The sequence below is a fragment of the Marichromatium sp. PS1 genome, assembly GCF_041155115.1.
In the GTDB taxonomy this organism is placed as follows: domain Bacteria; phylum Pseudomonadota; class Gammaproteobacteria; order Chromatiales; family Chromatiaceae; genus Marichromatium; species Marichromatium gracile.
In genome coordinates this window covers 70,661-90,511 of record NZ_BAAFHB010000006.1, presented here as the reverse complement: position 1 = coordinate 90,511, position 19,851 = coordinate 70,661, and the positions used below count along the sequence as shown (strand labels likewise).

Sequence of the window (19,851 nt, the reverse complement as noted above, 5' to 3'; positions counted from 1 at the left end):
TACCATTTTGTAGTAATGCAAGAAAAACCCAATTCAAGAACTGGAACTTCATGATAGCCGAATCCCAGCCCCGCATCCGCGAGATCCCCTACAACTACACCTCGTACTCCGACCGCGAGATTGTCATCCGGTTTCTCGGCGAGCCCATGTGGCGGCTGATCGAGTCGCTGCGGGGGAGTCGACGGACCGGGCGATCGGCACGGATGCTGTTCGAGGTGTTGGGCGACATGTGGGTGGTCTCGCGCAATCCCTATCTGCAGGAGGATCTGCTCGAGAATCTCGATCGTCGCCAGCTACTGCTGCAGGCGATGCGTCACCGGCTCGATCAGTTCGAACAGCGACTCAACGACAATCAGCGTGCTGCCGAGCTGCTGGAGGCGGCGCGCGGTGCGGTCGCCCGGCTCGAGGACTGGTTCACCCAGGAGACGGCCCATCGCGACCGCTTGCGCAAGGCGCTTGCCGGCATCACCCACCCCGACAACCTCGACTTCGGCGGGCTGGCGCGGGTCTCGCACGCCACCGATGCCACCGACTGGCGCGTCGAGCTGCCCTTCGTGGTGATCTCCCCCGACAGCGAGGCCGAGGTCGCCGCCATCGTGCGCGCCTGCATCGACTGCGGTCTGTCGCTGATCCCGCGCGGTGGCGGCACCGGCTATACCGGTTCGGCGGTGCCGCTGCATCAGCACACCGCGGTGATCAACACCGAGAAGCTCGAGTCGCTCTCGGGCGTCGAGCGAATCGAGTTGCCCGGGGTCGAGGGCCGGGTGCCGACGGTGCGCTGCGGCGCCGGCGTGGTCACCCGGCGGGTCTCGGACCTGGCCGACAGCAACGGCCTGGCCTTCGCCGTCGACCCGACCTCGCAGGACGCCTCCTGCATCGGCGGCAACATCGCGATGAACGCCGGCGGCAAGAAGGCGGTGCTGTGGGGCACCGCGCTCGACAACCTCGCCTCGTGGCGGATGGTCACCCCGGATGCGCAGTGGCTCGAGATCGAGCGGCTCGATCACAACCTCGGGCGCATCCACGATCAGGCGCTGGTGCGCTTCCGTGTCTCGCGCTACGACACCGACGGGCGCACCCCGGTCGGTGAGCCCGAGATCCTGGAGATGCCCGGCGCCTCGTTCCGCAAGGTCGGGCTCGGTAAGGACGTCACCGACAAGTTCCTCTCCGGCCTCCCGGGGGTGCAGAAGGAGGGCTGCGACGGGCTGATCACCTCGGCGCGTTTCATCCTCCACCGCATGCCCGATCACGTGCGCACCGTGTGCATGGAGTTCTTCGGCACCGATCTCGATCTCGCGGTGCCGGCGATCGTCGAGATCAAGGACTATATCGAGTCCTTGCCCGAGGTGCTGGTCGCCGGGCTCGAGCACCTCGACGAGCGCTATGTGCGCGCCGTCGACTACAGCACCAAGGCCTCGCGCCGCGAGTTGCCGAAGATGGTGTTGATCGCCGATCTGGTCAGCGACGACGAGGCCGCGCTCGATGCCGCCGCGGCACGGGTGGTGGAGCTGGTGGGGGCGCGCGACGGCGAGGGCTTCATCGCCGTCAGCCCCGAGGCGCGCAAGCGTTTCTGGCTCGATCGCGCGCGCACCGCGGCGATCTCGCGCCACACCAACGCCTTCAAGATCAACGAGGACGTGGTCATCCCGCTCGATCGGCTCTCCGATTACAGCCGGGGCATCGAGCGGATCAACATCGAGCAGTCGATCCGCAACAAGGACGCGATCATGGCCGCGGTGCTCGACTACCTCGGCAGCGGACTGGAGGAGGCGCGGCGTGCCGGCGACTACGAGGTCTCGGAGGAGGACGTCGCCATCCTCGCGGCCAAGCGCGATGCCGCGCGCGAGGTGCTGGAGACGGCACGGGCGCGCTGGCGCGCGATCCTCGAACACCTCGAGGCCCCGGCCGCCGAACATCTCGAACTGCTTCACGAGAAGGAACGCGCGCGGGTGCGTGAAGGCGACACCCTGTTGGCGATGATGCTGCGTCGCGACCTGCGTCAGTCCTATGTCCGCGAGGTCGCCGCGCAGCTCAACGAGATCTTCTCCGGCAAGGACCTGGAGCGGGTGCGCACGCGTCTGGTCGAGATCCATCGCCGGTTGCGCGATTCGCGACTGTTCGTGGCGTTGCACATGCACGCCGGCGACGGCAACGTCCACTCCAACATCCCGGTGCACTCCTCGGACTACGCCATGCTCCAGGAGGCCGACGAGGTGGTGGCACGGATCATGGCGCTCGCCTCCGGGCTCGGCGGGGTGATCTCGGGCGAGCACGGCATCGGTCTGACCAAGCTGCAATATCTCGAACCCGAGAAGCTCGAGGCCTTCGTCGCCTACAAGGAACGGGTCGACCCGGAGCAGCGCTTCAACCGCGGCAAGCTGATGCCCGGTGCCGGGCTCGAGGGCGCCTATACGCCCTCGCTGCGGCTGGTGCAGCAGGAGGCGATCATCCTCGAGGAGACCGAGCTCGGCGCCCTCAACGACGACGTCAAGAACTGTCTGCGCTGCGGCAAGTGCAAGCCCAAGTGCATGACTCACGTGCCGCGTGCCAACCTGCTCTACTCGCCGCGCAACAAGATCCTCGCCACCGGGTTGATCATCGAGGCCTTCCTCTACGAGGAACAGACCCGGCGCGGGCTGTCGTTGCGTCACTTCGACGCGATGAACGACGTCGCCGATCACTGCACCGTGTGCCACAAGTGTCTCGCCCCCTGTCCGGTGAACATCGACTTCGGTGACGTCACCATGCGGCTGCGCCGCATCCTGGTCGCGCGCAAACGCAACCGCTTTTCCCCCGGGGCCTGGGCGGCAATGCGCTTTCTCAACGTCACCGATCCGCGGGCGATCCGTCTGCTGCGCACCGCGCTGGCACGCTGGGGCTTTGCCGGGATCAATCTCGGACACCGGGTGGCGCGGTTGCTGGGGCTGACACGCGCGCCCAGGCGTCATCCGGGGATCACCACCGGCAAGCCGAAGGCGGTCGGTCAGGTGGTCGAGCTGGTGGCGCGACCGATCCGGGTGGAGCTGCCCAAGCAGACCTTCCGCCAGGTGCTCGGGCTCGAGGACAAGACCCAGATCCCGATCCTGCGTGACCCCGGGATCACGCAGGAGGAGGCCGAGGCGGTGTTCTACTTCCCCGGCTGTGGCTCGGAGCGGCTGTTCTCCGACATCGGGCTGGCGACCCTGGCGATGCTCTGGCGCGGCGGTGCCCAGACCATCCTGCCGCCGGGCTATCTGTGCTGCGGCTATCCGCAACGCGCCGCCGGGCTGGAGGCGCGCGGTCAGCGCATCACCATGGAGAACCGGGTGCTCTTCCATCGCGTGGCCAACACCCTCAACTACATGGATATCCGTACCGTGGTGGTCTCCTGCGGAACCTGCATGGATCAGCTGCTGAAGTACGAGTTCGAGCGGATCTTCCCGGGGTGCCGGCTGCTCGACATCCACGAGTGGCTGATGGAGAAGGGGATGAGCCTGCGGGGCGTCGACGGGGTCAAGTATCTCTACCACGATCCCTGCCACACCCCGATGAAGACCCACGCGCCGATCAAGGTCGCGTCGAGTCTGATCGGCGACCCGGTGACGCTCTCGGATCGTTGCTGCGGCGAGGCGGGTACCCTGGGTGCACAGCGCCCGGACATCGCCAACCAGGTGCGCTTCCGCAAGCGCGAGGAGCTCGAGGCCGGGGTGCGCGCACTCACCGGCGCCCCTCGGGTCGAGCACGGCGAGGCCAAACTGCTCACCGCCTGCCCGGCCTGTCAGCAGGGTCTGGCCAAGTATCATGACGAGACCGGTCTCGAGACCGACTACATCGTGGTCGAGATGGCGCGTCGCCTGATCGGCGAGGACTGGCAGCAGCGCTTCATCGCGCAGGCCCGCGACGGCGGCGTCGAGCGCGTGTTGCTCTGAGTCAGCCGCCAGCCGCCAGTCAGCGGGGAGTGGTGGCTGGTCGCTGCTGAGCTGGCGGTTGGCGGTCTTTTCGCCGGACGCGCTGCGCTTTTCGCGACCTAACTGGGTTCAGAAGGCTTGTTCCCCTTTGCGCCCTTCGCGCCTTTGCGGTTCAATCCTTCTGGCCGCTGGCCGCTGGCCGCTGGCCGCTGGCCGCTGGCCGCTGGCCGCTGGCCGCTGGCCGCTGGCCGCGCAACCTTGAAAGCGTGTGTGTGCGCCGTGTAGCATCGCGCGATACCCTGTGACGTCAGAAGCGATTGAATTTCCTCATGTCGAAGAACAATACCGGGTCGACCCTCGAGTCCAATCAGGCCGCTGGCACCCGGCTCGAGTTGCTGCTGTTCCAGCTCGAACACAAGCAGCTGTTCGGGATCAACGTCTTCAAGGTCAAGGAGGTCATTCCCTATCAGCCGCTGACGCGCCCGGCCGGCGCCCACCCGCTGGTCAAGGGCATGGCGACACTGCGCGGCATCACCATGCCGATCATCGACCTCTCGCAGGCGGTCGGTGGTCCGGAGATGGCCGAGCCGGAAAAGGGCTATATCATCATCACCGAGTACAACCGCTCGGTACATGGCTTCCTGATCCGTCGCGTCGACCGCATCGTCAACACCCAGTGGGACCAGGTGCAGCAGCTGCCCTCGCATCTGGGCAAGAACGTCTATGTGACGGCGGTGACGCTGATCCAGGAGGAGTTGGTCGAGATCCTCGATGTCGAGAAGGTGCTCGACCAGGTGGTGCACGTGAGCACCGATGTCTCCAAGGACCTGAGTGGACGCATCCATGCCGAGAATCGCCGGGTGCTGGTGGTCGATGACTCGGCGGTGGCGCGCCACCAGATCCAGCGGGCGCTCGAGCAGCTCGGTATCGAGTGCACCCTGCTCACCGACGGCAAACATGCGATCGACCTGATCCACCAGATGCAACAGGAGGGCATCGACGTTGCCGAGCACTTCAGCATGGTCGTCTCCGACATCGAGATGCCGGAGATGGACGGCTATCAGCTCACCTCGGAGATCCGCAAGGATCCGCGTCTCGCGGATCTCTATATCCTGCTGCACTCCTCGATCAGCGGGGAGTTCAACGTCGACATGGTGAAACGGACCGGGGCCAATAAGTTCATCCAGAAGTACAGCCCGGACGACCTGGCCGAGGCGGTGCTGGAGCGGTTGAAGGAGCCGCCGGCGACCAGCGCCTGAGGGTTGCCAGGGGGGGGCGGGCTCGGAGCGGTGCATGAGCCGCCCCGAGCGGTAGACAGGGACGCTCGATCCATCATGAGGATCCCTTTTATCCATTGAGGAGGCGCTATGCTGGTCGATGACGAACGTCGTAAATTCCTGAGACTGAACGCCGATACCGAGGCCAACGTCAAGCGTCTGGATGGCGATGAGACGCTCTCGGTGCGCCTGACCGACCTCAGCCCGTCGGGTTGTGCGCTGGTCTGTGAGGCACCGCTCTCCCCGGGCGAGCGGCTCGAGGTCAGCATCAGCAGTCCGAGTGACCGTATTGCGCCGCTGGTCTGCAGCGGTCGTGTGGTGCGCGTCGATCGCGATGGCGAGCGCCAGGTCGTCGGGGTCGAATTCGTCTCCGACGCCGGCTGATCCCCTTACTTCACCTCTCAGGCGCGGGCCCGTCCGGTTATGGCGGGCCCGCGCTGGTTTTTGATGACGACTCTCTGATGGCGCTCGATCCCGATTGCTTGAGCCGCTTGCGGCTGACCCAGGACCCCTTCGACGAGCGCGCCGGCGAGGCCTTTCTCTACACCGACCTGCTGCTCGATCAGTTGCTCGAGTCCGCCGTCGAGCTGCTCGAGGCGCCGGGTGCGGTGCTGATGTTGACCGGCCCGGCAGGCAGTGGTCGAACGCTGCAGTTGATGCGTCTGCTCGGTCTGTTGCCGGATCGTTTCGAGCTGATCGCCTTTCGCGCGCGTCCCGGGACCTCGGTGGAGATGCTCGAGGCAACCCTCCGCGCCCAGCTTGGCGCCGATGGGCGGGTGGCGCGTTCGCTCGAGCAGTTGCTGGCGCAGCTGTTGAGAACCGGGGCCGAGCTCTGTATCGCGATCGATGATGCCCATCATCTCGGTATCGATCTGGTCCACGCCCTGATGCGGTTGCGTCATGGGTTGCTCGAGCGCACCGGTGAGCCGCCGCGTCTGGTGCTGACCGGCGACTCTGCGCTGGGGCGTTATCCACTCCAGCTCGAGTCCGACGATCCGGGGCGGATCAGCCGTCTCAGTCTGCGTCCGTTGAATCTCGAGCAGGCCCGCGCCTATCTCTGTCATCGGCTCGAGGCCGCCGGTCTGGACAATCCGCTCGGCCTGCTCGCGGATACCGATGTCGAGTCATTGCATGCCCGCAGCCAGGGCTGTCCGAAGGAACTCAATACACTCGCCGGCGCGTGGCTGGAGGCGCGCTGTTACGATGTCGAGACGGGGCCGCGCCAGCCCGAACCCGCTCCGCCTCCCCGGCAGCTCGCGCCTGAGACCGGCGAGAAGACCCCCGAGCAACTGATCGCCGAGCGTATCCGGGCGCTGTCGGCGAGTATCGATGAACACCAGGATGCGCCGCCGGCCGGGGCGGTGGCGCGGCGCGGCGCACCGGCCGAGGCGGTGGCTGGCGCGGCGCCGTCGGGTCGATCGATCAAGGCGCTGGCGTCGCTGCTGAGACGAACCAAAGGCGATCAGCCGGCGAGCAAAGCGGTCAGGGCGGGAAAGTCCGCCGCCGTCCCGGCGACGCCGATCTGGAACCAGCGCTGGTTCGTCCCGGCGATCGCCGGTGGCGCGGCCCTGGCGATCCTGTTGCCGGTGATCTTTCAGCTGCAGGGGCAGGATCCGCGTCCAGCCCCGTCGTCGGCGCCACGTGATCGTGCCCGTTTGTTGCTGGAGTCGGCAGAGGTTGCGCCACCACCGCGCCCGCGGCTGGCTCAGCCACCCGGGGAGCTGAGCCGTCCCGCGCCCGGCGCGGTGATGCCGCCAGCCCCTGAGCCCGCCCCACCACGTTCGTTGACGCAGCCGCCGCCCCGGGAGGAGCCGCCTGCGCCAGCTGCGCCGCCGCTCGAGCGCCCTCAGCCGGTCGCGCCGGCGCCGCAACCCCGATCAGGCATCGATCTGACGGCGGATCGAGACTGGCTGGTGGCGCAGAATCCCAATCGCTACACCATTCAGCTGATCGCCGTCAGCAGTCTCGAGGCGGCGCGCGACTATGTGACGCGTCACCGTCTCGATGGCGTGCGCTTCCTGCCGATCCGCTCCCGCGATCGTGACTTCGTGGTCGTGCTCGCCGGGGCCTTTGCCAGTCGCGGCGAGGCCGAACGGGTTTATGCGGCCCTGCCCGAGGCGGTACGCGCCGATCGGCCGTGGATTCGCGCGATCGGTTCGGTGCAGGGATCACTGCGGTGAGGGCGCATCGATGGGGAATGGCGCTCGTGCTGCTCTGTACCGTGACGACCGGCCCGGTGATGGCGCTCGACCCCTGTCCCGGCGGACAGGCTCAAGCCGCGGGGCCGGAGGCACGGTTCTATCGCGACAGTCGAGGCGACTATCGGTTGCGTGGTCGGATCGGTCGCTCGGCGGTGACCTTTCGGCTGGCGCCCGAGGCCGACACCGTGGTGCTCGGCGAGCGTGAGGCGGCCAGGCTGGGACTCAGATATTCACGCGGCCGCATCGTGCGCCATCAGGGGGCGGCAGGTGTGGGCCTCGGGCATGCCGTGGTGCTCGACAGCGTGCAGGTCGGTGGTCTCGTGCGCGAACGGGTCGCTGCAGTGGTCGTCACCGGCGACGGGTCTGGCGAGGTCCTGCTCGGGCAGAGCTTTCTGCGTGGGCTCAGGCGATGTCGTGATGCCGGAGCCATCGTGCTGCGCGCGCTGTATCATCGCTGATGCTGCCGGGATCGCTCGGTTGGTGGGGAAATGGCCGAATCGCGTAGCATTCTCATGGAGATCCAGGTCGCATTGTCGAGGTGATGCTGCGGCAGCGTCATGCGCTAACGGCTAGACTGAGAGACAGTCGATACCCGGTGAGTGCCGATGGAGATCCATTCCGGGGTCGGTGCGTCGCTTCGACCATCTCCCGCGCCCGTTGCCGATTCCTCCGGTGGCGCCACCCGCCAGCAAGAGACGGCATCCACCGCTGGTCGCGAGAGCGGTGAGAACGCACAGCCCCACCCCGTAGAGCAACCAGAACAGACGCCCCCGCCCGAAGAGCTGCGGCTGATCGAGCAGTTGCGCCAGCGCGACCGCGAGGTCCGCATGCACGAGCAGGCGCATGTCGCTGCGGGCGGGCGTTATGTCACTGGCGGTCCTTCCTATACCTATCAAACCGGCCCCGACGGGCGTCAGTACGCGATCGGTGGCGAGGTGCAGATCGACACCTCGGAGGAGGCCGATCCGGCGGCGACGCTGGAGAAGGCCGAGACCGTGCTGCGCGCCGCCCTGGCGCCCGCAGAACCTTCCGGCCAGGATCAGCGGGTTGCCGCACAGGCGCGCGCGATGCAGATCGAGGCCCAACGCGAGATGCGTGTCCTCGAGCAGGCGGATCAGGAGATGCGTCGAATGGAGGGCGAGGCGTCGGCTGCGCGGGCCGATGCGAATGCGCAGGATACGAACGCTGCGGGCATGCAGGAGCCGGGCGCCGAGCGTGACCGACTCGAGCGTAGGATTGCCGGATTCTTTGCGCCAGCGCGCTCGGCAGAACAGATCAACCAGTTCGCCTGAGTGTGGAGCGGTTAGCACCCGGGCGTTGGTGTCGTCTCTTGGCCGGGCTGTGTCGCCGGGGTGGCGTGTCCCGTCAGGCGGATGTGCTCCGGCGGGACACGCGCCTCGGTGTCGCGAGGCGTGGATTCAGGCGGTGACGTTGATGTTGCGCCCGACATTCTCCGGCAGCCCCCGCGTGCTCGAAGGCTCTTGCGGCGCCTGCTGAGGCGTCAGCGACTGGTCGACCTGCTGCGCGGCCTGTTGTGCCTGGGTGTCGAGTGCCTGGTTGAGCGATGCGGCACTCGTGTCGTTTGCGGTCTTGCTGCCGGCCATCGTGTTGGTTACGGTGGCGACGCCTGCCATCGATGAGATGTCCATGATCGAATCCCGTGTTCTCTGTGTGTCGATTGGCGATGCCGGGGCTTGTCGGTTTTCTGCTGCTGCGTCTTTACCTGTCCCGCATCGCGATAAACCGCGGCCGACTCCCGATCCTCTCAAGGGCGGTATCGCGGCGTCCGGCGCGAACTGGGGACGTTAAACCCCTCATCTGCGATGACTGCGGTTTACCTAAACTGTAGACCAAGGTGGCTATCCTTGACGTCGGGTGGCGCACAGTCCGGTGCGGCAATGATCTTGCCGTACCAACTATTGCTTGAGGGCGAGCCTGTGTAGACTCAAGTTCGTGGTGCCCGGGTCGTTATCGATGGGGGAGGCGATGTCAGCGTCTCCGCGCGGGATGCCGGGCTCGGCTCCCGGCGACAATGATCCTGGAGTCGAACGATGCTCGAGCAAGGTCCCCTCAGCCCCCGGTCAGGAACGCCGCCTCCTGCGACGAACCTGCCTTTGCCACAGTCTCTGCTGAGCGGCTTTCGTCCCGCCTTCTGCGACGTGCGCAGCGGCGAGGTCAGATTGTGCCGTACGATCGACGGCGAGCTGGCCGAGGCGCATACGTTTGAGCATCTGCCACAGGAGTGGGTGGCCGAGTGTGATGGCGGCGGCCGCCCGGTGCGGCTGCGCTCGGAGATTCGTGCGGGGTTCCTGCGTGGGATCGATTTCTGGCGGTTGTCGGATCTGTTGCGCCCCACGCTGGATGCTTGATCGATCGACATGCCCCGGCGGCTGTTGGCCGCCGCGATTCAGTGACGCGCCTGGGGCTAAGGGGGGGGTGATAATGGATTCAGACAGGCGGCGTCATCCACGGTTGCCGATGCAGGTCGAGGTCGATCTCTTTCGGTCCGGTCGTCCGGCTCAGCGGGTCTGGACCAATGACCTCAGTGGCGGTGGGGTGATGATCCTGATGGATGACACCGACCGCCCCGCGGTTGGCAGCTGGGTCGAGCTGCAGGTGACCGGAACCCTCGGGGCAGGTGAAACGCCGCCCCTGGTGAGGGCGCAGGTGGTACGCCATCTGCCCGATGGTCTGGCGCTCTCGTTCGATGACGACGACGATCCCGTGGACTGATCCCCGCGCTTGCTCAAGATCTCGTGCTGGCGGCCGTTGTTGTTGCTGGGACGACGATTAAGCCTGCTCCCGCAGTGTCGGGAGGTGGGCGAGAGGGGCGTGTTGAGACGGAGTCTGCACGCCGATCAAGCGCGCGATCCCCTGGAGGCCGTCTCGTTCGTGCGCGCATCGGGAGTCGATGTCATGCTTGCCGCCCGTACCACCACGCTGTTCGCCACCGAACCCTTTCCCATGCGTCCAGCGCGTCCGCTGGCGCCGCCGGCGACTGCTCCTGCCAGTCAGCAGGTGGCCACCGCCGCGCTACCGAGCCAGGGCCTCGCTGCCGAGGTCGCCAATCGTGTCAATGCCGATCAGGACTATCAGATCCTGCGCAAGTCCTTCGATCTCGAAAAGGTTGCGGTTCCCCTCGCCGAAGGCCAATCCGGGACGCTCGATGCGCGTGCGACACGGATCAAGGAGCGGGTGATGAATGCCCAGGTCCGGCTCGCCCAGGAGCAGATCCATCGTCGTCTGGCCGAGCTCGAGCTCTCCTGGCAGAGCAGTAGCAGCCTGCGTCTCGAGTTCGGTGGCGGTGGCCTGCAGAGGCTCGAGTTTGCCCAGATGCAGAGTTTCAGCCTGAGTCTGCAGGCCGGTCCAGGCGGCGTGAACGTGCGTGACCCCCTGGTGCTCGACCTCTCCGGTGAGGGTCTCCAGACCACCGGGATCGAGGGCGGGGTGAGTTTTGATCTCGACGCCGACGGTCAAGCCGAACAGGTCAGTTTCGTCACCGGCGGGACCTGGGCGCTGGCGCTCGATCGCAACGGCAATGGCCAGATCGACGATGGTCGCGAGCTGTTCGGTGATCAGAACGGTGCCGCCCACGGCTTCGGTGAGCTGGCGCGCTATGACTCCAACGGAGATGGGCAGATCAACGCCGACGATCCGGTGTTCGGCGCCTTGCGGCTGCTGCAGATCGGCCCCGACGGCACCCAGGTGCAGCGTACTCTGGCCGAGGCATCGATCCAGTCCCTGGAGACCGGCTATCAGCATACCCGCAAGGCGCTCAATGCCTATGATGTCGTGGCCCAGACCGGCCAGTTCGTGCGTGACGACGGTTCGCGCGGTGAGCTCGCCGATGTCCTGTTGGGCTATCGGGCCGAGGCGTGATCGCAATGCGGATCCCGTCCGGGACGCATGACACCGCTGATGCGTAGCGATGCTGGACGCAGGTGCGATACTGCTAGACTATGTGCGATCACCGCCTTGTCGACTGTTCAGGTAGCACTCAATGTCCCAGACGCTCGAGGTCCTCTCACTGCTCGCCGAGATGGACATCACCAAGGATCTCCCCCAGGCCGCGCGCGAGGAACTGGCCGCGCACTGTGGTTTCGGTGAGGTTCCGGCCAAGCAGCGCATCCGCCTGACCGAGTCAGGGGGGCAGCGCCTGTTCCTGGTCGACGGACACTTGGTGCGTCTGACCGACGGTTCGGGCGAACGCTTCCAGAGCTTTCGTGGCCTGAGTGATCCGATCGAGGTGTTCGATGGCGTGACCCGTGGCGAGTCGATGATCGTCACCGAGAGCCCCTGCCTGCTGCTCAAGGTGTCCTCGGCGGCACTCGAGTCGGCGCAGCAGTCGGGTCTGGAGGTCAGCGACATCGAGCTCGATGCCACCGAGGGCGAGTTCCTCGCCGAACTCTACGGCCTGATCTCCAGCAATCGACTCGAACTGCCGGCACGGCCCGAGGTGGCGTTCAAGATCCAGGAACTCACCAACGATCCCGAAGCCGGGATCGTCGAGTTGACCGAGGTCATCCAGAGCGACGGGACCATCGCCGGGGCCCTGTTGCATGCCACCAACAGTCCGCTGTTTCGCGCCACCAAGCAGATCCAGTCGGTGCGAGACGCAGTCTTGCGGCTGGGATTCCGCAACACCCGGATGCTCACCACCAACCTGGCGTTGCGCCAGGCCTTCAAGGCGCGTCACGTGGTCACCCGCGAGGCGATGCAGCAGGTCTGGGCCGATGGCGTGCTGTGCTCGGCCTACAGCTACCTGCTGGCCGAGACGCTCGGGCTGCTGCATCGCGAGCGGGCGCTGCTCGCCGGTCTGGTGGCCGGGATCGGTGCCGTCCCCATCATCCAGTTCATCGAGATGCGCGACCCCGACCCCAGTCCTGAACTCATCGCCTCCCTGGTCGACAAACTCAGTGGTATCACCGGCGTTCTGGTGATCAACTACTGGGGGCTGGGCGAGGATCTGGTCGCGGTGGCCGAGCACTCGCACGACTGGTCCTATGTCGCGCCCGAGCCCGATTATGCAAGCATCGCCATCGTTGCCCGCTGGGCGGCGTTACAGAGCGAGGGCAGGGAGCACCCGGAGGCGAGCGAGGTTCCCGCCTTCGCCACCCTGGGGTTGACCCCGCCCGCGCCCGGTGAGCCAATCGGCGAACTGGCCTCGAGCACCGAAACCCTGGAGTCGCTGAAGATGATGTTCGATGTCTGATCCACTCCGCAGACGCGTTCGACCCGGGGGAATCCCCGGTCGTGTTTGCGATCCCGAGCCGCGCTTCCCTGTTGCCTGGCGCTCGGGACGATATTGGAGGATTGGCGCGTGTCCGCGATGACCATCGAAGGCCTGGTAAAGAACACGGGGCGGCTGCTGGCCATCCCTCGCGTGGTTGGCGAGGTGATGAAGCTGCTCGACGACCCCGACAGCCCGCAGCGCGAGATCGCCTCACGGCTGGAGCAGGACCCTGGGCTGGTGGCGATCCTGCTGCGGCTGGCCAACAGTCCGGCGTTCGCGCCGGCGCGCACCGTCGATTCGGTCGAGCGCGCGCTGGCGCTGCTCGGGCGTGAGCATGTGCGCAGACTGGTGATCGCCGGAGCGGTGACCCAGGCATCCGACCGTCTGCCGGTCCAGAACCTGTTGCCGCTCGAGGTGTTCTGGCACCACTCGGCCTACTGCGCGGTGATCGCACGCCTGCTTGCCGAGGATCGCTCGCGGGCCCTTGCCGGCACCGTGTTCCTCGGTGGCTTGCTGCATGACCTCGGTCAGCTGGTACTGTTCTCCGAGGTGCCCGAGGAGGCGCACCGCGCCTTCCTCAGCAGTCTCGATGCCCCCAACGAGATCTCGCCGCAGGCAGCCGAGCACGGCGAGCTGGGTTTCGACCACGCCGAGCTTGGTGGTGCCCTGGCCGAACGCTGGGGGTTGCCCGAGTCGCTGTGTGCCTGTCTGCGTTATCACCATGCCCCGCTGGATGCGCCCGCCGAGCACTTCGAGGCGGTCGCCATCGTCCATCTCGCCAACACCGGGGCCCATCTCGCCGAGCTCGATTCGCGTGACTGGAACGATGCGCCACCGATCGTTCCCGAGATCTGGGATCGTGTGGGGGTGACCCCCGATCAGCTGCTTGCCAGCCTCGATGCCGCGCAGTATCAGGTTTGCGCCGTCGAGGCATTGCGCGATCCCGGCTGAGTCCCGCGCCGCTCATGCGTCGGGCTCAGGGTGTCGCGGCGACATCGAGCCCGGTGGGGGCCAGCAGTCGGTCCTCGAAGTTGGTCAGCACGCTGAACTCCACCCGACGCGAGGCGGTCGGGTCCTCGTGTCCGGTGGCGTCGAGTACCAGCCGTGACGAGGACAGCCCGACCGCGGCCACCCGATACCTGAACCACTGCTCGTGACGCAGCGCCTCGAGTCCGTAGGCGAAGCGCAGCACTGCGCGGGTGCGTTTCTGACTGAGTTCCATGTTGGCGAAATAGGCCTCAAGCGGGCTGCTCCCCGGCGCCCATTCGCTGGAGGTATGACCCTCGATGCGGATCTCGCGGATCACCGTGCTGAACGGGCGCAGGCGCGCGACATAGCGTGGCAGGAAGTCGCTGAGGATGGCCTCGAACTCCGGCTTGATCCGCGACGAGCTGCGATCGAACAGCACGTCTGGCTCGCGAAAGCGCAGCGTCAGCGTGTCGCGCTCGAGTTCGGCGTTCCACCGCGGCAGGTCGTCGACGAACTCGTCTTCCAGCGCGTGATAGATCGCCTGACGCAGCTCGGCCGCGGAGGTTCGCACCTCGGTCTCGACCTCGTGGGCGCGCTCGATCTGCACCATGTGGAGCAGGGCGAGGAAGAGGAAGATCATCATCAGCGAGGCCATCAGGTCGGAGACCACCAGCCAGTGGCTGTCGCCCTCGTTCTGCTGGCGGTGTCCGGGGAGGCGTGGTGTGAAGGCGCTCATGCCCCGGCTCCCGCGGCCAGCGCCGTGCCGCGTGCGGGGGGGCTCTGGGCGATGCGTCGCTGTGCCTCGAGCGCCGAGAGCACTGCGTTCTCGATGTTCTCGAGCATCGCCTTGAGCCGGGTGTCCATCGCCGGGAAGGCCTCCTTGGCGCGATCACGCAGCTCGGCGATGCCGCTGAGCAGGGATTCGAGCTCCATGGTCTCGCGCCTCAGCCCGGCCATGGTCGTCTCCTGGTCCTCGACATGACGCGAGATCTGCATCGCCTGACGGGTGAGCGCCTCGATCGCGGTCTGTGACTGACCGACGGCACCGACGGCGTGGTCGAGTTGATCGCCGAGCGCCTGCATGTGCTGGCGATACTGCTCCTGCCATTGCAGCAGCTTGCCGACCGAGTCGTCGAGTCGGCGGAAGTTCTCACCGAACTGCACCCCGAGCTTGTCGTTGAAGTCGCGGATGGCGCCTTCGAGGGCTTCGATGAGCTGGCGTGAGCCCATCTCGCCGAGCCGCCGGGCGAAGTCGTCGAGCTGGCCGAGCAGCTGCGCGTGATGCGTCTCCAGGGTCTGGGTCAGGTCGTGGTCGAGATGCTCCAGCCGCCGTTCGAGCGTCTGGGTGGCTGCGAGCTGGGCGCGGGCGGCCTCGGCCTGGTGTTCGCCGAGCGCCACCAATCGCTCGAGGGCGTCGAGTTCCGGCCGCTCGATCTTGGTCGCGGCGTCGGACTGCATCTGCGCCGACGGGGTATCGGTGCCGAGCAGCAGCACCAGACGCAGGATGGCGCCGAGCAGGATGCCGATGATGCTGGTGACGAAGGCGAGCTTGAGTCCGTCGAGCAGCACCGGGATGCTGTATTCGATGTCGCGCACGTCGAATTCCAGCAGCCCGATGGCGATGCCGAGGAAGGTGCCGAGGATCCCCAGCGTGGTCAGCAGGGTCGGCGCACCGTGATAGAACTCCTCGCCGCGACCACGACCGATCGCCGCCAGCGCTGCGCCGAAGAGCGCGACCAGCAGCAGGGTGAAGGCGCCGATCACCGCCATCGCATTGAGTTGGTGAAGGGCCGAGAGTACGCCGAGTGCGATTGATTCGAGCATGGTTGAGCGTCCGCCGGTTATCGGGTTCGGGGCCATTCGGCCCTGGTCTGAAACCAGATAAGCAGGAAGCGCGCCACCTATTTGGTGTCACGAAACAATGTGGCGTCTGGGCTGTGTGCGTCAATAAGATGACGATTGTCGGCGGCGCTCTGGAGCAAGGCGTCGCGATGACGACGCCCGAACTCAGTCGCCGGGCAGCTCGATGGTGGCGCTGTCGTGTGCGAAGGCCGCCTCGGCTGCCTCCAGGCGCATCACCACGATGCTGATCCGCCGGTTGATCGGCGCGCTCGGATGCTCGGGGTCGGCCGGGGCGCTCGATCCCAGTCCGACGATGCGTCCAACCTGCTCGTCCGGCATTCCGCCGGCGATCAGCGCGCGCCGGGCGGCGTTGGCACGATCGGTCGACAGCTCCCAGTTGGTATAGTCCGGGCTGGTATAGGGGCGCGCGTCGGTATGCCCGGAGATGGCGGTGGGGTTGGGCACCGTCTCGATCATGGTGCCGATCTCCTCGAGGATGGCCGCGGCGTGGGGTCGCAGTCGGGCACTACCGAGGTCGAACATCGGTCGGTTCTCGCGATCGATGATCTGGATGCGCAGCCCCTCGGGGACGACATCGATCAGGAGTTGCTCCTTGTAGGGGGCGAGCGCGGCGCTGTCGTCGAGCGCCGCCTGCAGGCTGACCCGCAGGCTCTCGAGCCGTGCGGCATCGAGCCGTTGGGCCAGGGCCTCGAGCCGGGACGGACTCCACCCCTCGGGCGAGGGTGCGAAACCGCCCTCGAAGTCGATGATCGAGGGGGCGTTGCCGCTGCCCTCACCGGCCGGGACGGTAAGCACCGGGCTGCCGGCCTCGAACAGCGCCGGGTCCTGGAAATAGCCGGCGATCGCCGCGCGTTGCTGATCGTCGGTGGCGTTGAGGATCCACAGGAGCAGGAAGAAGGCCATCATCGCGGTGGCGAAGTCGGCGTAGGCGATCTTCCAGGCGCCGCCGTGATGAGCGCCCTTGCGGATCACCTTGCGGACGATCACCGGCTGTTTCTTCGGTTCGAGCGACATCCCGGCTACCTCGCCCGTCCGCCGTGCAGATGGCGCTCGAGCTCGGTGAAGCTCGGGCGCAGCGGGGCGTGCATCGTCTTGCGGCCGAACTCGACGGCGATCTGCGGGCCGTAGCCCTGGACGTTGGCGAGGATGCAGGCCTTGATGCAGGTGAGGAACTGCTGCTCCTCCTCGGCGCGATGCTCCATCGCGGTGGCGATCGGGCCGATGAGGCCGTAGGCGATCAGCACCCCGAGGAAGGTCCCGACGAGCGCTGCGGCGACCAGGGCGCCGATCTCGTCGAGCGCGCCGCCGAGCGCGCTCATGGTCTTCACGATGCCGAGGACTGCGGCGACGATGCCGAAGGCGGGCAGGGCATCGGCGCTGCGCTGCACCGCGTGGGCCGCTGCGGTGCGCGACTCGTGATGGGCGTTGAGCTCGACATCCATCAGCGCGTCGAGCTCGAAGGGGTTCATGCCGCCGCTGACCACCAGACGCATGTAGTCGGAGATGAACTCGAGCGCGTGCGGGTGCTGCAGCAGTCGGGGATGGGCGCGGAACAGCGCGCTGTTGCGTGGTTCCTCGATATCGGCCTCGACCCCCATCAGTCCGTCCTTGCGAATCTTGCCGAAGAGCTTGAACATCAGCGCCAGCAGATCGAGATAGTCAGCGCGGGTGTAGCACGGTCCACGCAGCAGCTCTGGCAGGGTGGCGAGGGTCTCGCGGATGATCGCGCCGGGGTTGGCGATGACGAAGGCGCCGAGCGCGGCGCCGCAGATGATGATGATCTCGTAGGGTTGCCAGATCGCCAGCAGGTTGCCGCCGTGGGCGGCGAAGCCGCCGAGCACGGCGCCGAAGGTGATCAGCGCGCCGAGCAGTAACTTCATCCCATGCCCCCTGAGTTGCCCGGGGACCAGCAGACGCGTAAACCGATGGGGTCTGACCCACTGCGTCGCTTGTCGCCGGCTGGTCCTTTTGCGAATAATGCCGCCGATCGATCCGATGGAGGGAAGGGGCCGCGATGGAGCAGGACTGGATGGGTCAATTGACCGCGCTGGTCGAGCCCGGGCGCCTGCCGGTGCTGGCGCGCTCGCGCGAGCGGCTCAGGGGGCTGCTCGCTGGCCCCGAGACCTCGCGTCAGCGCATGGCTGCGGTGCTGCTCGATGACCCGGCGCTGGCGCTGCAGGCACTGCATCGCGCCAACGCCGTGCCGCATCGCCATTTCCGCACCGAGATCGCCACCCTCGAGGATGCGGTGCACATGCTCGGCGAGCGCGGTCTTGCGCGCCTCCTCGAAGAGGTCGTCGAGGCCGAGCGCGAGCTTGAGGGGAACCGGCTGCGTGCCTATCGCCATGCCCTGGCGCGCGGCGCGCTGGCCGGTGCGCTGGCCGCCGACTGGGCGGCCTGTGGGCGTGACATGTTCCCGGCCGAGGTGGCCGCGGCCGCGCTCCTGCACACCCTTGGCGAGTTCGTCCTGCTCGCGGTGGGCGATCGGCGGATCGGACGCTATCTGCAGCTCGTCTATCTCCATCATGTCTTGCCGCACGAGGCCGATTATGTCGCGCTCAGCGACAGTCTGGGAACCCTGGGCTACCGGCTGGCCTGCCGTTGGGCGTTACCCGAGATGGTGCGTGAATCGATGCGTCCGCACAATGCCGCGCACAGCCGTCCGCTGGGGGCGATGCTCGCCAATCAGATGGCGCGCGATGCCTGCTCGGGATGGCGCCATCCGTTGCTCGGGCGAGACCTGTGGCTGGCGAGCGAGCTGCTCGAACTCTCTCCCGATGCCCTGACTCGACGGGTCAACCGGGTGCTGGCGCTGACGCGCGAGCGCCTCCCGGTGCTCGCCGAGACGGCGCTGACGCCCTTGCCGACGCCGGCGCGTGCGCCTGCGGTCTGGGAGCTGCGGGCGCCTTATCAGGCGCCTTTCTGTCTGGCACCGCGCGCCGACGAGCTGGCTCGGTGCCGACATCGGCTCGAGTGCGGGGGTGGGGAGGAGCGGCTGCTGACGACCCTGCTCTACGGGCTGCATCGCGGGCTCGGACTCAATCGCGTGGCCTTCTTCGCCTGCGCGCCCGACGATCGGACCCTGACCCCGCGGTTGTTCGTCGGTTCGGAGTTCGAGCCCGAGTTCAATCAGGGTGGTTGGCGGCATCGGGCGCGGACCTTGCTCGAGGGGTTGCTCGATGCTCCGGGCGTGGTGCGGGTCGGGTGCGGCGGTACGGTCACGCTACCCGATGAGCTGGCCGAACGTCTCGGGGTCGATGCCTTCCTGGCGATGCCGTTGTGGCGCGGCGGTGTCGTGCTCGGTCTGATCTATGCCGATCGGCGCTGTGTCTGCTGTCATCTCGATGCCGGGATCGAGGCGCGGTTTGCGGCGCTGGTCATGCGAGCCTCGGAGATCCTGTCTCGCACCTCGGGCGAGCTCAGTTGAGTTCGTCGGGTTCGCGAGCATCCCAGGTCGCCTTGATCTCGAGGATGCGTTCGAGCGATGCGTTGAACAGGGTGATCAGCTCCGGGTCGAAGTGCTTTCCCGCCTCGGCGTTGAGGGTCTCGACCACGCGCTCGACCGGCCAGGGATCCTTGTAGGGGCGGCGCATGCTCAGGGCGTCGAAGACATCGGCGACGGCGACGATGCGCGCCGACTGGGGGATCTCGGTTCCGGCGAGTCCTTCGGGATAGCCGCTGCCGTCCCAGCGCTCGTGGTGATAGAGCGCGATCTCGGCGGCGAGCTTGAAGACACGCGCCTCGCTGCGCGCGAGGATGTCGTGCCCGATCCGCGCATGGGTCTTCATCACCGTCCACTCGGCGGCATCGAGCTTGGCCGGTTTCTGCAGGATGGCGTCGGGGATGCCCATCTTGCCGGTGTCGTGCATCGGCGCGGCGAGCTTCATCAGCGCGACCGACTCCTGCGACCAGCCGACGGCCTCGGCGAGCAGCGCCGAGTAGTCGGCCATGCGCCAGATATGGACGCCGGTGTCGTTGTCGCGAAAGTGCCCGGCGCGCGCCAGCATGTCGATGGCGTCGCGCTGGCTGCGTTCGAGGTCGGTGGCGCGCACCAGTGAGAGGTGGGTACGCACCCGTGCCCTGAGTACCAGCGGCGAGATCGGTTTGGTGATGAAGTCGACCCCGCCGGCCTCGAAGGCCTCGTTCTCGTCGATCTCGTCGGAGCGCGAGGTGATGAACAGCACCGGGATCTGGTCGCCGCCGGGGCTGGCCTTGAGCCGGCGGCAGACCTCGTAGCCATCCATGTCCGGCATCTGCACGTCGAGCAGCAGCATCACCGGCGCGTGTTTGGCGACCGCCGCCAGCGCCTCCTGGCCATTGCGGGCGAATACCAGGTTGTAGTCCTCGCCGAGGATCTGCTCGATCAGTGCGAGATTGCTCGGCTCGTCATCGACGACCAGAAGCTTGCCGTGTTGCATTGC

18 protein-coding genes are annotated in these 19,851 nt (G+C 66.9%); 12 read left to right on the top strand and 6 right to left on the bottom strand.

Annotated elements, in window-relative coordinates:
- Positions 1–50: 50 nt before the first annotated feature.
- From ACAM26_RS16030 to ACAM26_RS16005, 6 genes are all read left to right on the top strand, one after another.
- Positions 51–3,908: a DUF3683 domain-containing protein gene (locus ACAM26_RS16030; RefSeq protein ID WP_369614091.1), complete on the top strand. Its 3,858-nt coding sequence runs from the start codon at positions 51–53 to the stop codon at positions 3,906–3,908.
- 308 nt (positions 3,909–4,216) lie between these two features.
- A complete protein-coding gene (locus ACAM26_RS16025; protein ID WP_123140687.1) occupies positions 4,217–5,146 on the top strand; it encodes a chemotaxis protein CheV in 930 nt (309 codons plus the stop codon).
- Between the two features lie 108 nt (positions 5,147–5,254).
- Entirely contained in the window at positions 5,255–5,548 is a 294-nt protein-coding gene (locus tag ACAM26_RS16020) for a PilZ domain-containing protein (protein ID WP_123140688.1), read from the top strand.
- 77 nt (positions 5,549–5,625) lie between these two features.
- Positions 5,626–7,344 (top strand): AAA family ATPase, encoded by a 1,719-nt coding sequence (locus ACAM26_RS16015; protein ID WP_369614090.1) that lies wholly within the window; start codon positions 5,626–5,628, stop codon positions 7,342–7,344.
- Between the two features lie 17 nt (positions 7,345–7,361).
- Positions 7,362–7,823 (top strand): TIGR02281 family clan AA aspartic protease, encoded by a 462-nt coding sequence (locus ACAM26_RS16010; RefSeq protein ID WP_369614089.1) that lies wholly within the window; start codon positions 7,362–7,364, stop codon positions 7,821–7,823.
- 147 nt (positions 7,824–7,970) lie between these two features.
- A complete protein-coding gene (locus ACAM26_RS16005) occupies positions 7,971–8,657 on the top strand; it encodes a putative metalloprotease CJM1_0395 family protein (RefSeq protein ID WP_123140691.1) in 687 nt (228 codons plus the stop codon).
- Positions 8,658–8,783: 126 nt separating this feature from the next.
- On the opposite strand, the gene ACAM26_RS16000 is transcribed toward ACAM26_RS16005, so the two are convergent.
- The gene (locus ACAM26_RS16000; RefSeq protein ID WP_132230476.1) at positions 8,784–9,014 is read right to left on the bottom strand and encodes a putative motility protein; all 231 of its coding nucleotides are present in this window, start codon (positions 9,012–9,014) and stop codon (positions 8,784–8,786) included.
- 402 nt (positions 9,015–9,416) lie between these two features.
- On the opposite strand from ACAM26_RS16000, the gene ACAM26_RS15995 reads away from it, so the two are divergent.
- The 5 genes from ACAM26_RS15995 to ACAM26_RS15975 all read left to right on the top strand — a co-directional run bounded on the left by ACAM26_RS15995 (position 9,417) and on the right by ACAM26_RS15975 (position 13,549).
- Complete coding sequence (locus ACAM26_RS15995; protein WP_123142081.1) at positions 9,417–9,734, top strand: hypothetical protein; 318 nt, start codon at positions 9,417–9,419, stop codon at positions 9,732–9,734.
- A gap of 73 nt (positions 9,735–9,807) precedes the next feature.
- Positions 9,808–10,098 (top strand): PilZ domain-containing protein, encoded by a 291-nt coding sequence (locus ACAM26_RS15990; RefSeq protein ID WP_123140694.1) that lies wholly within the window; start codon positions 9,808–9,810, stop codon positions 10,096–10,098.
- Between the two features lie 183 nt (positions 10,099–10,281).
- Positions 10,282–11,244 carry a hypothetical protein gene (locus tag ACAM26_RS15985; protein ID WP_123142080.1) on the top strand — a complete coding sequence of 321 codons (963 nt, stop codon included), beginning with the start codon at positions 10,282–10,284 and terminating at the stop codon, positions 11,242–11,244.
- A gap of 121 nt (positions 11,245–11,365) precedes the next feature.
- A complete protein-coding gene (locus ACAM26_RS15980; protein WP_123142079.1) occupies positions 11,366–12,577 on the top strand; it encodes an HDOD domain-containing protein in 1,212 nt (403 codons plus the stop codon).
- Between the two features lie 117 nt (positions 12,578–12,694).
- Positions 12,695–13,549 carry an HDOD domain-containing protein gene (locus ACAM26_RS15975; RefSeq protein ID WP_123140697.1) on the top strand — a complete coding sequence of 285 codons (855 nt, stop codon included), beginning with the start codon at positions 12,695–12,697 and terminating at the stop codon, positions 13,547–13,549.
- Positions 13,550–13,574: 25 nt separating this feature from the next.
- Here ACAM26_RS15975 and ACAM26_RS15970 read toward each other — a convergent pair whose 3' ends face one another.
- From ACAM26_RS15970 to motA, 4 genes are all read right to left on the bottom strand, one after another.
- Complete coding sequence (locus ACAM26_RS15970) at positions 13,575–14,303, bottom strand: OmpA family protein (RefSeq protein ID WP_369614088.1); 729 nt, start codon at positions 14,301–14,303, stop codon at positions 13,575–13,577.
- Positions 14,300–15,391 carry a hypothetical protein gene (locus ACAM26_RS15965; RefSeq protein ID WP_369614087.1) on the bottom strand — a complete coding sequence of 364 codons (1,092 nt, stop codon included), beginning with the start codon at positions 15,389–15,391 and terminating at the stop codon, positions 14,300–14,302. The genes ACAM26_RS15970 and ACAM26_RS15965 overlap by 4 nt, the downstream gene beginning before the upstream one ends.
- A 183-nt stretch (positions 15,392–15,574) precedes the next feature.
- The gene (gene motB / locus ACAM26_RS15960; protein ID WP_123140700.1) at positions 15,575–16,444 is read right to left on the bottom strand and encodes a flagellar motor protein MotB; all 870 of its coding nucleotides are present in this window, start codon (positions 16,442–16,444) and stop codon (positions 15,575–15,577) included.
- 5 nt (positions 16,445–16,449) lie between these two features.
- A complete protein-coding gene (motA, locus tag ACAM26_RS15955) occupies positions 16,450–17,310 on the bottom strand; it encodes a flagellar motor stator protein MotA (RefSeq protein WP_123142075.1) in 861 nt (286 codons plus the stop codon).
- A 149-nt stretch (positions 17,311–17,459) separates the two neighbouring features.
- On the opposite strand from motA, the gene ACAM26_RS15950 reads away from it, so the two are divergent.
- Positions 17,460–18,857, top strand: coding sequence for an HDOD domain-containing protein (locus tag ACAM26_RS15950; protein WP_369614086.1), 1,398 nt, complete (start codon positions 17,460–17,462; stop codon positions 18,855–18,857).
- On the opposite strand, the gene ACAM26_RS15945 is transcribed toward ACAM26_RS15950, so the two are convergent.
- Positions 18,850–19,848: an HD domain-containing phosphohydrolase gene (locus tag ACAM26_RS15945; protein ID WP_369614085.1), complete on the bottom strand. Its 999-nt coding sequence runs from the start codon at positions 19,846–19,848 to the stop codon at positions 18,850–18,852. The two genes, ACAM26_RS15950 and ACAM26_RS15945, sit on opposite strands and share 8 nt — an antisense overlap.
- Positions 19,849–19,851 lie beyond the last annotated feature (3 nt).